Raw genomic sequence first — 12,173 nt, 5'->3', positions numbered from 1 at the left:
TTGGGTTATTATCAACAAGGTATCTGCTTGTGTTGATATCAATGTTGTTTTTTGATTCAACTCTGTTTATCAGATAAAAAAATAAGTAAAATTGAGAGGTTGCTTTCTATTATTTCGTATGGTAGAAGTAATAGGAATATTAACATTATTTATGAGGATTCTTAGTATATCGTGCAGAATATCGGTGCGATGAAAGAATGAGATATCATGAACAGCGCCAAAAGCGTCAAGTTTCAAAGTTCCACTCACATGCTTTTCCTTTCTGCCATTTTATCCAGTGAGCATTACTGGTGCAGTTCATTATAGCGTCTGACTCCTGTTGACCGGTTTTCAACCGGTATTTCTGTTTCGTCAAAACGTCAGGTTATTATTTCTCATCTTATGCATAGGTGGGTTAGATCATTTATTAGCTTGCGTCTTGATGTGCGTATTTGCGTAGTCAGGAGAAAGAAAATGATTTATTGGTTATTCCTTGCAATGGCAATTGTTACCGAAGTTATCGGTACCTTATCAATGAAACATGCCAGCGTTTCTGGTGGTGTAGTTGGCATGGCTGTTATGTACATTATGATCGCCGCATCCTATATTTTGCTGGCAATGGCGGTGAAAAAAGTTGCACTGGGCGTTGCGTATGCGTTGTGGGAAGGGGTTGGCATTCTATTTATTACTGTTTTTAGTGTCATGTGGTTTGATGAATCACTGTCATTGATGAAAGTAGGTGGTTTGGCTCTGCTGATAACAGGAATTATGTTGATTAAATCCGGCACTAGAAAAGCGGCAGTGAAAAAATCGGCAGAGGTAGTAAAACAGATGGCAAATAAGGCTGTCAGTGTCGCAACAACCAAAAACAGTAAAATAAAGGAGGCATAACATGTTGCAACAATTTGAATGGTGGCATGCGGCGTTCTTATTCCTTGCTGTCGCTTTGGATATTTTAGCGAATATTTTACTGAAACTTTCTAATGGTTTTAGACGTCCTTGGATGGGTATTCTCTCGCTTATTACCGTCCTTGGGGCGTTCAGTGCGCTTGCTCAGGCAGTGAAGGGAATTGAGCTTTCTGTTGCTTATGCCTTATGGGGTGCTTTCGGTATTATCGCGACGGTTGCTGCTGGTTGGATTATGTTTAATCAGCGTTTGAATTGTAAAGGTTGGGGTGGAATTGCCTTGTTGCTGTTGGGCATGGTGATAATCAAGATGGCTTAAGCCGTAGCGTAATCCAATCATTATCTGCTGGCATGCAACTATTTTGCATAGTCACCAGCAGATATGAGTAAAACGACTTTCTAGCAGGTAAAACATATGTCTGGTTTATTACCATCTTTCAAACGACAACCAGGACACCAAGAATGAACAATATAGCGGCCATCACCCATATCCCTCATACCGAAGTCTTCATAGCGATAAAAAACGTGTTGACCCATTGAGGCGGAACAACATGGGCAACTTTTATAGATCTTGCCTTCTACTTCCGCAACAACGGAATCATGAAGGGAATCATGACAACCTGAACAAACATCCATAGCATGCTCCATACCAAGTGATAAAAGTTATTGAAGATTAGGCCATGTTTATATTCACTAAACAGTGGCCAGACACTGATGTGCTTATTAGAAAGTATGGACGACGTATAAGTATAATTCAACATTGAAAAGGTAAATAGTCGAAAATCCATTTGGTGAGTTAACTCTGTCAGATGAAATTAACGCGATTTGTGATAAGCAATATTGGAAACTATTTTATTACACTTAATCATCGAAGTTTTATCTACGAATTAAAAATAGTCTAATTTAAAATTATTCCTAAAATGGGTCATTACTAAAGTAGGTGTTTTAGCCTGTAAGATTGATTTATAATAAGTTTATATACAGGCTCCTAAAATTCTCAAAAAGCTATAGAAAATGGATTTAAAAATTGTCTATGCCAGAGCAACTTTTTATCTATTTCACTTAATTCAGCTTCTTCACAGATACTGTTCCAATTATCTTGGATTATTGATATTTGTTTATTAAAGATTTCTTTTGCTTTTTTCTCTGAAATATTAAAGTTATGCGCAGTTTCCAAACAAATTTGTAATTGACTTAGATTTTTATTTCCGACTATTAGCATTGCTTGAGATGCTTCATTACCCGATCTACCTTGAGGACATATATCATAAGCAGGGGTTAAACTTAAATTTTTTCCATCCCAAAATGCAGCATGATTTCGAGCGTGATCATCTGTGTTACCACACAATATATTAAAAACTAACCGTGAAAATAATTCTTCTAATGTTTTTTGAGGATTAGTGAAACGATATCGTATAATCTCGGCAAATTTTTCATAACTAGCATATCTAGCCATCATATCATCCAAATTAAATAGGGTTAGAGCAGAGACCATTGATTTCCGTAACCAACCATTTTGGGTATGTTCTCGATCAAATCTTTCAATTAATAGTACATTTTTATTTGAGGATGTTGTTAATTTTACTGGTGCAACATCAATACCAACTTGCTTAGCAAGTTTCATGGCAATAAACTCTGCTTTAACTACACTGTAAAGATCACTACTTGAAGAAAATTTAGCGACATATTTTCTTCCTTTATCCTCAATTAGTGCTTTAGGCCGTGCCCCGCCGATTGAACTACCGTGAAAAAGTGCTTGGTCTAATTCTGGCGTTAATAATAGACCATTTTCAACTCGTTCTGCAGATTGAACTAATTCTTCTAAACTGACATTTTTTATAGATCGTGGAGTATATTCGGATGGAGATAGTTGAAAATCTAAAGCACCTATGCGGTCAGATCCTGATTCAAGAAGGTAAGTTATTTCATTTAATATATACCCTATGGATTTCAAGATGCATCGCGACGGCAAGGGAGTGAATCCCCGGGAGCATAGGTAACTATGTGACCGGGGTGAGCGAGTGCAGCCAACAAAGAGGCAACTTGAAAGATGACGGGTATAGTAGTTTCTGTATCCGCTCCTTTTAGTCCTAATTTTTTGTTGATTATAACTCTGCGACCCCACGCATCAGGAGAAGCGTCGCGGATACAGCCAGGTATTGTTAGATCACTGGCTTAGTTTGTTCTGGTAACCATATCCAGACATAAGCTTCTTTGTTGTTAGAAATCATCGTACATTTCTCTCTCTTCTTCCTGAATACGTTGTGGTAACAAAACTAGCTTATCTCTCGTTTGTTCTATACGTGCTGAGATAGGAAGCTTATCACTATCAAACAAGTTGATACCTACAAGGTTAGCTAGCTCAAATGCTAATCCTATAGAGCAACCCATATCTCCGCTTTCAATTTTTTGCAGTGTGGTTCTGGATATACCAGCACGTTCTGCCAAATTCTTTTCTGACCAATGGCGCCGTTTTCTACCTAACTTGATTTGTTCTCCGAGTAACATGACTGCTTCTTTAGAGAATTTTGAATAGGCTCTATGTTTTAGCATACTCCCTCCTTATGACCATTATAATGGTCATCTTATAGTTCAAGGCATAGGAGGAAGGTTAGAAGCGTTGGGTTTATAATATTCCACTTGGAACAATGGATAATGTAGTTCATGAAAATATCGATTAATATTTTATTTTAAAATGTTATTGCAACTAAATTAACGGATAAAATTATATCTTATTTACATTAATAACACCTATTGGGATATTCTTAATAACCTCCATATAATTAAAATATAAATGCAGGCGATAGAGAATATCCCCAAATTAATATTAAATACCTGCGATAACTTTTATCTCGACTTTGTATTTGGGATTCATTAGTTTAGCTTCAACTGTGCAGCGTACAGGTGCGCTTCCTGCAACAACCCATGCATCCCAGGCGGCATTCATGCCAGCAAACTCTTTTCTATCCGCCAGAAAAATAGTGGCGTCGATAATTTTGCTTTTATTAGAACCGAGACGCTGTAACATGATATCAATAGCGGCCAACGTATTCGCTGTTTGCTCAGTAATATCACCATCCAGATTTTCTGGTACGGCGGTGTAGTAAATGGTTTTATTGTAAACTACCGCTTCAGACCAGCGATCCTGTGGATCAATACGTTCAATTGTCATGGATACTCTTCCTGTGAATGATTATCTGCCTGATTTTGGGTGGTGATCAGAACATACTATTGGCATAATCTCCATCCATTCTATTGAAAGAGACGGTTTGTGTCAGACGATTTTGCGAAAAATGGTGCCCTTGCTAAAGCAATAACAGGTTTTAAACCCCGTGATGCTCAAAGAGAAATGGCAGTGGCTATTGAGTGTGCGATTAAAAACCATCAACGATTGGTCGTAGAAGCAGGCACGGGAACAGGTAAGACATTTGCCTATTTAGCACCCGCGTTGCGTTCTGGGCAGAAAGTTATCATTTCCACAGGTTCTAAAGCATTACAGGATCAGCTCTATAATCGTGATTTACCGACAGTCGCTGAAGCAATTAATTTCACCGGTAAATTGGCGTTGTTGAAAGGTCGTGCGAATTATCTGTGCTTGGAACGGTTGGAGCAGCACTCTTTTGGGGGCGGGCAATTGGAAGCAGAAATTCTGTCAGATATTGTTCGGCTAAGAGGCTGGTCGTCACAAACTGAAGAGGGTGATATCAGTACTTGTCACCAAGTGGCGGAAGATAGCCAGGTTTGGCCGTTGGTCACCAGTACGAACGATAACTGCCTTGGCAGTGATTGCCCACGTTATCAGGAATGCTTTGTACTCAAAGCCCGCCGTCGGGCAATGGAGGCAGATGTTATCGTTGTTAACCATCATCTGTTTATGGCGGATATGGTGGTGAAAGAAACGGGATTTGGTGAGTTGATCCCGCAAGCAGAAGTCAAGATATTTGATGAGGCACATCAAGTCCCTGATATCGCTAGTCAATATTTTGGTCAGCAATTAAGTAGCCGCCAACTGATGGATCTCTCAAGAGACATCACTATGGCGTATCGCACGGAAGTCCGAGATCAAGTTCAGTTACAAAAGAGCGCAGATCGTCTGAGTCAGAGTACACAAGATTTCCGGCTAGCGTTGGGAGAGAATGGTTATCGGGGTAATTTGCGGGAGTTATTGCAAAATCCGCAAGTCCAGCGAGCATTAGTATTGCTTGATGATGCGCTTGAGCTTTGTTATGACGTGATAAAATTATCTTTAGGGCGTTCAGTCATGTTGGATGCGGCATTTGAAAGGGCAACAATTTATCGTAATCGTCTTAAACGCTTGAAAGAGGTGACTATCCCCGGTTATAGCTATTGGTTTGAAAGTTATGGTCGTCATTTTCTTTTAGCACTTACACCGCTGTCTGTTGCCGATAAATTTAATGAGATAATTAATGAGCAATCCGGTTGTTGGGTGTTCACCTCAGCGACACTCTCTGTTAACGAGCAACTTTCCCATTTCACTGAACGACTAGGTTTAAAAGAGGCGAAAACGTTATTACTGCCAAGTCCATTTGATTATCAAAGCCAGACGCTACTTTGTGTTCCCCGTCATCTACCATCACCAAATCAGCTTGGTAGTGCAAAATGGTTGGCAGAGATGCTCAAACCACTCATTGAAGCCAATAAAGGTCGATGTTTCTTTTTATGTACTTCACACCAGATGATGCGCAGTCTGGCTGAATCGTTCCGTGCCAACATGACATTGCCGGTTTTGGTTCAAGGTGAAACCAGCAAAGGTCAGCTACTTTCGCAATTTATTGCCGCCGGCAACGCTTTATTGGTGGCAACCAGCAGTTTTTGGGAAGGTGTCGATGTGCGCGGTGAGGTGCTTTCCTGTGTCATTATCGATAAATTGCCCTTTACGGCACCGGATGATCCACTGCTAAAAGCCCGTATTGAAGATTGCCAACTTAGAGGTGGTGATGCATTTAATGAAGTTCAGTTGCCGGATGCGGTGATTAGTCTGAAACAAGGTGTCGGGCGGCTTATTCGTGATATTGATGATTATGGCGTCGTTGTCATTTGTGATAATCGTTTAGTGATGCGTCCATATGGTGAAGTGTTTTTGAATAGTTTGCCACCTTCACCACGGACCCGAGATTTAACGAAAGCAGTCGCTTTCCTTCAAGCTCGGCAATCTCCTAACATTTCTGGTAAAAAAGGTTAAGTGTAGAAAATATGGTCTCGTTCTAGGGTTATCGGATGAACAATTAGCCAGGCTAATTGAAAAAGATCATTTTTCGGGGGGATTAAATATGGTTAAAAAGTATCGTAGTGATGAGTTTGCTGCAATTCACGAAACGATGGAGGCACTAAGCGAAATAGAGGATGTCAGTAAGCAAACTATGCGTGAGTTTGATGCTGCTTGTTTGACTCCCATAGAATCATTATCTCCAGAGGAAATACATTCTCTTCGTGAGCATTTGTCACAGCCTGTTTTTGCCCGCGATATTTGTAACAGTAGATCACGCTAGGAAGTGATGGAGTATGGTTGCCAACTGAGTAAAATCGACTAGGCTATGATAAAATAGCACCTTATTTTGGATTATATTTCTTGCCGAGGTGCTTAAGGCATGCCTGTACGAATTCTGGCTATTGATACTGCAACGGAAGCTTGTTCTGTTGCTCTTTGGAATGATGGTGCCGTTTTGGCGCAGTTTGAAATCTCTCCACGTGAACACACGCAACGTATTTTACCTATGGTTCAATCTGTTCTGGCAGAAGCGGGGATTAGTTTACAGCAGCTTGATGCTCTAGCTTTTGGCCGTGGGCCGGGGAGTTTTACTGGTGTGCGTATTGGTGTTGGTATTGCTCAGGGCTTGGCTTTGGGGGCTGAACTGCCGGTGATTGGTGTGTCAACGCTCAATGCAATGGCTCAAGGTGTTTTTCGTCTGCTAGGTGCAACTCAGGTATTAACCGCCATTGATGCCCGGATGGGAGAAGTTTATTGGGGGCAATATATCCGTAATCAGCAAGGTGAATGGCAAGGAAGTGAAACAGAAGCAGTGTTGAAACCGGAACAGGTACAGGCATTCATGGCTTCATTAAGTGGCGATTGGGTGGTTGCTGGTACTGGCTGGCAGGCTTATCCTCAGTTGATGGCAAGTCATTTAACGTTAACTGATAGTAGTATCACATTACCTCATGCTGAAGATATGTTACCTCTGGCGATACAAATGTGGCAAAACGGTGAAGTGACGGCCGTAGAACATGCTGAACCGGTATACTTGCGTAATGAAGTTACTTGGAAAAAATTACCGGGCCGTTAAGTATCTATTGATGAAACTTGTAGTAAAAGAAAGTATCAAATAGACAGAGTTATTTTAAACATCATGATTGGGACAATTTTCAGGAGAAGGTGGTTATGTTAAGAGTAATAAACTACCGGACGAGTATTAACGCGCTAATCTTATTAGGTGCTGTAATGCTTACAGGCTGTATCACCGTTCCTGATTCAATAAAAGGAACGTCACCAACGCCTGTTCAAGATCTGCTTTCTGTTAAGAGTACGCCTGAGCTGTTTATCGGGCAGGAAGGGCGATTCGGCGGCAAGGTACTTGGTGTAGTAAATGAAAATCACCGTACTCGTCTGGAAATATCGTCATTGCCATTAGCATCGGATGCCAGTCCAGAATTAGATGAGCCTTCCCTTGGCCGTATCTATGTTTATGTTAATGATTTCCTTGATCCTGACGATTTTAAAGGAAATTACGTCACTGTCGTAGGTCCGATAGTGGGATTGAAAAAGGGAAAAATTGGTTGTGCGGATTATGCTTATGTTGTGATTAATGCGATGGGTTATCAACGCTGGAAAGTTGTTCAGCGAGTATTGATGCCTTATGGCCCGGGGCCTTGGAATTATTATGGCTATCCATATTATTCAGGTTGGGGATGGAATTGGTATTACCCCGACTCCACACTTGTTGAGACTATTTTGACCAGATAGAGTTATTTTAATCGGGATTGTTGATATACACTTTGTGACATTGTAACTTTCTTTCCAGTTTGAGCCGCCGCAATAATATGTGGCGGTAATTTATCTGTTATTTCCTATCTATCTTTGGATTGATCGTTAATTTCATCGCAATTCTTGCACCCAAACCCGCAGTCATCTCTTCTACTAGAATTTTCTGTAGTTCATTAGGAATATCATTCGAATGCAGTATGACAAAACCAAATTTGTCATATAATTTGCGGCTTGGTAGAAAATCACGAAAAGTTGTGAGGTAAAGTGCGGTTTCTTTGTTTTGTTCTAATTGCTCAATGATTAAGCTAAGCAGGGTACTGGCAATACCTTGGTCATGATATTTCGGTAACACATCAATCTCAGCTAGCAGCATCAATTGATTTAAACGGCGGATTAGCGCAAATCCAACCAGTTTTTGATCACTTTCAGCGACCCAAAGCCGTTGTTCCTGAATACTTGATTCAATTTCATACGCGGGTAGGGTTTGATCGCCGAGTACTTTTGGTAAGAGTTCTTCTGGAAAAAGGGACGCAGCTTGGCGCTCTATGTCGCTGATAGTAGCACTATCTTTATAGGTTGCCCTTCTGACCGTAATGTTATTTATAATCATTTTTTATTACCATTGGTTTTTTAATAATGCATTGGAATAGACGAAAGCAATAAATGCTATTTCAAAAATGCTATCTTAAGCAAAAAATAAGTAGGTCAATGTATAGTCAATAGCTACAAAGTTAAATATTAATTGTGGCAATAATATACTGATAAATAAAAATAATTTACAGACAACACAATTCTCTTTGTTTTTATGTATCAGGATTAACGTGAAATTAGTGATGTGTATCTCAACCTGAACAATGTTTCTTTTTTAAACTGGTACGCTGAGTTAATAATTTGTTAAATCAAAGCGTGCGTTATTTATTAGGCGAGTGATAACATAGCAATTAAAATTTCAGGAGTACTACCTTGGAGAAAGTCTGGCTAAAACATTATCCGGCGGATGTTCCTGCGGAAATTGACCCGGATCGTTATGCATCATTGGTTGAAATGTTTGAAAATGCCGTAGCGCACTATGCGGATCAACCTGCATTTATCAATATGGGTGAGATTATGACCTTTCGTAAGTTGGAAGAGCGTAGTCGGGCATTTGCAGCATATTTGCAAAATGGCTTGGGATTAAGTAAAGGAGATCGCGTTGCGCTGATGATGCCAAACCTGCTGCAATATCCCGTTGCACTGTTTGGTGTTCTACGTGCAGGTATGATTGTCGTAAATGTAAACCCGCTGTATACGCCACGTGAGCTTGAACATCAGCTTAATGACAGCGGCACTTCCGCTATTGTGATCGTCTCCAATTTTGCCCATACATTGGAAAAGATCGTTTTTAATACTAAAGTTAAGCATGTTATTTTGACGCGTATGGGGGACCAACTATCTCGTCCTAAAGGTACGTTGGTTGATTTTGCGGTGAAATATATTAAACGGCTGGTACCGAAGTATAATCTGCCTGATGCCATTTCATTTCGTTGTGCGATACAGAAAGGTTATCGCATGCAATATGTAAAACCAGAAATTAACGGTAATGATTTGGCTTTTCTGCAATATACTGGTGGCACCACTGGCGTAGCTAAGGGGGCTATGCTGACTCACCGTAATATTTTGGCAAATCTTGAACAGGCAAAAGCGGTTTATTCTCCATTATTACGTGTAGGCCAAGAGCTGATTGTTACGGCGTTGCCTCTCTATCACATATTTGCGTTAATGGTAAATTGCTTGTTACTTATTTACTTGGGTGGGTGCAATCTTCTGATCACTAACCCGCGTGATATTACGGGTACAGCTAAAGAATTAGGTCGTTATCCGTTCACTTCTGTCACCGGGGTAAATACATTGTTTAACGCCTGGTTGAATAATGAAGAATTTAAGAAGCTTGATTTTTCTACGCTGCGTCTGGTTGTTGGTGGTGGTATGCCGGTACAGAAAGCGGTTGCTGAGAAATGGGCAAAAGTGACAGGCACCAACCTGCTTGAAGGTTATGGTCTAACAGAATGTTCACCTTTGGTTTCCTGTAATCCTTATAATTCGAAACATTACACTGGCAGTATTGGTTTCCCGGTCTCTTCAACGGAAATCAAACTTATGGGTGATGATGGTAATGAGGTAGAGATGGGCCAGCAGGGAGAATTGTGGATACGTGGCCCACAGGTGATGGTTGGTTATTGGAATCGTCCTGATGCAACAGAAGAAGTGTTGAAAGATGGTTGGGTAGCAACGGGTGATATTGCGAATGTTAATGAACAAGGTTTCATTCGTATCGTAGATCGTAAAAAAGATATGATTTTGGTTTCTGGTTTCAATGTGTATCCTAATGAAGTTGAAGATGTTGTATCAGCTCACCCTAAAGTGCTAGAGTCAGCAGCAATAGGGGTATCAAGCGAAAGTTCCGGTGAAACTGTCAAAGTATTTGTGGTTCGGATAGATCCTAGTTTGACCGAGGATGAACTTAAAACCCATTGTCGTCGTTATCTAACAGGGTATAAAGTACCAAAGATCATTGAGTTCCGGGATGAATTACCTAAGTCTAATGTAGGTAAGATTCTTCGTAGGGAACTGCGTGATGAAGAGGAAAAGGTCAGGAATGTAGCTATAGCCTGAGATCCTCTTCATAATATTGATAAGCACGACAACGCCGGTATTAGCCGGCGTTGTCGTGCTTATTCCATGAATGGCTAAGAGAACTATGTTTTGAATTATCAGTTGATCACCACAGATGCTCAGTTGCAACAAGTTTGCGAAGGGGCAAAAAAATACTCAAAAGTAGCATTGGATACTGAATTTGTACGCACACGGACGTATTACCCACAATTAGGTTTGATACAACTGTATGATGGCGAACAACTTTCTCTGATTGATCCACTTAATATCACCAACTGGCAACCTTTCCGTGAGTTAATTACTCATCCTCAAATATTAAAGCTGTTACATGCTGGCAGTGAAGATTTGGAAGTTTTTCTGAATGCTTTTCAATGCTTGCCGGAACCGATGATTGATACTCAGGTCTTGGCGGCTTTTATTGGGCACCCGCTTTCATGTGGCTTTGCCGCGCTGGTGGCTGAATATATCCATGTCGAGCTGGATAAAAGCGAATCCCGCACTGATTGGCTTGCCCGTCCGTTAAGTGAAAAACAGTGCGAATATGCAGCAGCAGATGTTTATTATCTGTTGCCTTTAGCGGATATCCTAATGACTGCAACAGAGCAGGCTGGATATATGGAGGCTGCGACGGGTGAGTGTCAACTTATCTGTCGACGCCGTAAAGAGATCTTGGCGCCGGAATGTGCTTATAAACAGATAGGTAATATCTGTCAATTACGTCCCCAACAGCTTGCGTGTTTGAAAAAACTGGCCGCATGGCGTTTGAGTCAGGCCAGAGAACGCGATTTAGCCGTGAACTTCGTCATTCGTGAAGAAAACCTATGGCAGGTAGCGCGTTATATGCCAACTTCTTTGGCAGAGTTGGATGCGTTAGGGCTAAGTGGGCAGGAGATTCGTTGTCATGGTCGTCGCCTATTGGCAATGGTTGCTGAAAGTGGAAATATTCCAGAAAGTGAATGCCCGCCGCCAATGACGAACCTGATTGATCAACCTGGTTATCGTAAAGCATTTAAGGATATTAAAGCGCTGATCCATCAGGTAAGTGAGCAGCATAGATTTAATTCTGAATTATTGGCATCTCGTCGTCAGATTAATCAATTACTCAGTGTTCACTGGAAATTGAAACAATTAAATGGCAAACCTGAACTGCTTAGTGGGTGGCGGGGAGAGTTGCTGGCTGAGCCAGTCTCAGAGATTCTGGCGAACTATCCTGATTAACCCATATCAGAGCCTTAGCCTGACGCCAGTCTAAAGCATGAGAAGGGGTTCCCGGTTAGGGGTTCCCCATCTCAGATTGCCACATAATTCGTTTGTGGTTACTTTGATGGCGGTAGTGATAAAACAGCACTGTTTACCCGCGTTATTTTTGAGGTTCTTCTACCTCAGGTAATGTTATATTCAGCTCTAGGACGGAAATATCATCACCTTTCTGCTCAAATTGTACAGAGAGCATATCTGGATCGACCTGTATATACTTACAGATTACTGCCAAGATATCCCGTTTCATATCAGGCAGATAAGCAGGTTCAGAATCACCGCGGCGACGCTCTGCCACGATGATTTGCAGCCGTTCTTTAGCGATATTTGCTGTCGTTTTTTTTCTCGACAGAAAGAAATCTAGCAAGGCCATGTT

At 41.0% G+C, this 12,173-nt stretch carries 14 protein-coding genes; 8 read left to right on the top strand and 6 right to left on the bottom strand.

Going from position 1 to position 12,173, the window contains the following annotated elements:
* The first annotated feature begins 453 nt into the window (after window positions 1-453).
* Both mdtJ and mdtI read left to right on the top strand, forming a co-directional pair.
* Window positions 454-870, top strand: a complete 417-nt coding sequence (gene mdtJ / locus LG003_RS02755; RefSeq protein ID WP_088373063.1) for a multidrug/spermidine efflux SMR transporter subunit MdtJ — start codon at window positions 454-456, stop codon at window positions 868-870.
* A gap of 1 nt (window position 871) precedes the next feature.
* Window positions 872-1,204 carry a multidrug/spermidine efflux SMR transporter subunit MdtI gene (gene mdtI / locus LG003_RS02750; protein ID WP_049581746.1) on the top strand — a complete coding sequence of 111 codons (333 nt, stop codon included), beginning with the start codon at window positions 872-874 and terminating at the stop codon, window positions 1,202-1,204.
* An 80-nt stretch (window positions 1,205-1,284) separates the two neighbouring features.
* Here the strand turns inward: mdtI and LG003_RS02745 are convergent, their stop codons facing one another.
* The 4 genes from LG003_RS02745 to LG003_RS02730 all read right to left on the bottom strand — a co-directional run bounded on the left by LG003_RS02745 (window position 1,285) and on the right by LG003_RS02730 (window position 4,057).
* On the bottom strand, window positions 1,285-1,521 hold the full coding sequence (locus LG003_RS02745) for a hypothetical protein (RefSeq protein WP_112876045.1): 237 nt from the start codon (window positions 1,519-1,521) through the stop codon (window positions 1,285-1,287).
* A 361-nt stretch (window positions 1,522-1,882) separates the two neighbouring features.
* Window positions 1,883-2,839 (bottom strand): type II toxin-antitoxin system HipA family toxin, encoded by a 957-nt coding sequence (locus LG003_RS02740; RefSeq protein WP_262980110.1) that lies wholly within the window; start codon window positions 2,837-2,839, stop codon window positions 1,883-1,885.
* Between the two features lie 266 nt (window positions 2,840-3,105).
* Window positions 3,106-3,438, bottom strand: coding sequence for a helix-turn-helix transcriptional regulator (locus LG003_RS02735; RefSeq protein ID WP_112876043.1), 333 nt, complete (start codon window positions 3,436-3,438; stop codon window positions 3,106-3,108).
* A 274-nt stretch (window positions 3,439-3,712) separates the two neighbouring features.
* Window positions 3,713-4,057: a RidA family protein gene (locus tag LG003_RS02730; protein WP_262980109.1), complete on the bottom strand. Its 345-nt coding sequence runs from the start codon at window positions 4,055-4,057 to the stop codon at window positions 3,713-3,715.
* A 99-nt stretch (window positions 4,058-4,156) separates the two neighbouring features.
* On the opposite strand from LG003_RS02730, the gene LG003_RS02725 reads away from it, so the two are divergent.
* The 4 genes from LG003_RS02725 to LG003_RS02710 all read left to right on the top strand — a co-directional run bounded on the left by LG003_RS02725 (window position 4,157) and on the right by LG003_RS02710 (window position 7,867).
* On the top strand, window positions 4,157-6,088 hold the full coding sequence (locus LG003_RS02725; protein WP_262980108.1) for an ATP-dependent DNA helicase: 1,932 nt from the start codon (window positions 4,157-4,159) through the stop codon (window positions 6,086-6,088).
* Between the two features lie 88 nt (window positions 6,089-6,176).
* On the top strand, window positions 6,177-6,395 hold the full coding sequence (locus LG003_RS02720) for a hypothetical protein (protein ID WP_262980107.1): 219 nt from the start codon (window positions 6,177-6,179) through the stop codon (window positions 6,393-6,395).
* Window positions 6,396-6,494: 99 nt separating this feature from the next.
* Window positions 6,495-7,190, top strand: a complete 696-nt coding sequence (tsaB, locus tag LG003_RS02715) for a tRNA (adenosine(37)-N6)-threonylcarbamoyltransferase complex dimerization subunit type 1 TsaB (protein WP_262980106.1) — start codon at window positions 6,495-6,497, stop codon at window positions 7,188-7,190.
* Between the two features lie 95 nt (window positions 7,191-7,285).
* Window positions 7,286-7,867: a Slp family lipoprotein gene (locus LG003_RS02710; protein WP_112876039.1), complete on the top strand. Its 582-nt coding sequence runs from the start codon at window positions 7,286-7,288 to the stop codon at window positions 7,865-7,867.
* A 97-nt stretch (window positions 7,868-7,964) separates the two neighbouring features.
* On the opposite strand, the gene LG003_RS02705 is transcribed toward LG003_RS02710, so the two are convergent.
* Complete coding sequence (locus tag LG003_RS02705) at window positions 7,965-8,498, bottom strand: GNAT family N-acetyltransferase (protein WP_112876038.1); 534 nt, start codon at window positions 8,496-8,498, stop codon at window positions 7,965-7,967.
* A 353-nt stretch (window positions 8,499-8,851) separates the two neighbouring features.
* On the opposite strand from LG003_RS02705, the gene fadD reads away from it, so the two are divergent.
* Both fadD and rnd read left to right on the top strand, forming a co-directional pair.
* Window positions 8,852-10,540 carry a long-chain-fatty-acid--CoA ligase FadD gene (fadD, locus tag LG003_RS02700; RefSeq protein WP_112876037.1) on the top strand — a complete coding sequence of 563 codons (1,689 nt, stop codon included), beginning with the start codon at window positions 8,852-8,854 and terminating at the stop codon, window positions 10,538-10,540.
* 90 nt (window positions 10,541-10,630) lie between these two features.
* Window positions 10,631-11,758: a ribonuclease D gene (rnd, locus tag LG003_RS02695; RefSeq protein ID WP_112876036.1), complete on the top strand. Its 1,128-nt coding sequence runs from the start codon at window positions 10,631-10,633 to the stop codon at window positions 11,756-11,758.
* 142 nt (window positions 11,759-11,900) lie between these two features.
* On the opposite strand, the gene minE is transcribed toward rnd, so the two are convergent.
* On the bottom strand, window positions 11,901-12,170 hold the full coding sequence (gene minE / locus LG003_RS02690) for a cell division topological specificity factor MinE (protein ID WP_112876035.1): 270 nt from the start codon (window positions 12,168-12,170) through the stop codon (window positions 11,901-11,903).
* Between the last annotated feature and the right edge of the window lie 3 nt (window positions 12,171-12,173).

This window comes from Photorhabdus kleinii (assembly GCF_025384885.1).
Lineage (GTDB): Bacteria > Pseudomonadota > Gammaproteobacteria > Enterobacterales > Enterobacteriaceae > Photorhabdus > Photorhabdus kayaii.
Note: the sequence above shows the minus strand (reverse complement) of the source record. Positions and strands in the feature narration are given on the sequence as shown.

Bases quoted from the DNA above. Each gene is read 5' to 3' on its own strand.
- mdtJ (WP_088373063.1), top strand. From the start codon at position 454: ATGATTTATTGGTTATTCCTTGCAATGGCAATTGTTACCGAAGTTATC.
- LG003_RS02745 (WP_112876045.1), bottom strand. From the start codon at position 1,521: ATGGATGTTTGTTCAGGTTGTCATGATTCCCTTCATGATTCCGTTGTT.
- tsaB (WP_262980106.1), top strand. From the start codon at position 6,495: ATGCCTGTACGAATTCTGGCTATTGATACTGCAACGGAAGCTTGTTCT.
- mdtI (WP_049581746.1), top strand. From the start codon at position 872: ATGTTGCAACAATTTGAATGGTGGCATGCGGCGTTCTTATTCCTTGCT.
- minE (WP_112876035.1), bottom strand. From the start codon at position 12,170: ATGGCCTTGCTAGATTTCTTTCTGTCGAGAAAAAAAACGACAGCAAAT.
- LG003_RS02730 (WP_262980109.1), bottom strand. From the start codon at position 4,057: ATGACAATTGAACGTATTGATCCACAGGATCGCTGGTCTGAAGCGGTA.
- LG003_RS02705 (WP_112876038.1), bottom strand. From the start codon at position 8,498: ATGATTATAAATAACATTACGGTCAGAAGGGCAACCTATAAAGATAGT.
- LG003_RS02735 (WP_112876043.1), bottom strand. From the start codon at position 3,438: ATGCTAAAACATAGAGCCTATTCAAAATTCTCTAAAGAAGCAGTCATG.
- LG003_RS02720 (WP_262980107.1), top strand. From the start codon at position 6,177: ATGGTTAAAAAGTATCGTAGTGATGAGTTTGCTGCAATTCACGAAACG.
- LG003_RS02710 (WP_112876039.1), top strand. From the start codon at position 7,286: ATGTTAAGAGTAATAAACTACCGGACGAGTATTAACGCGCTAATCTTA.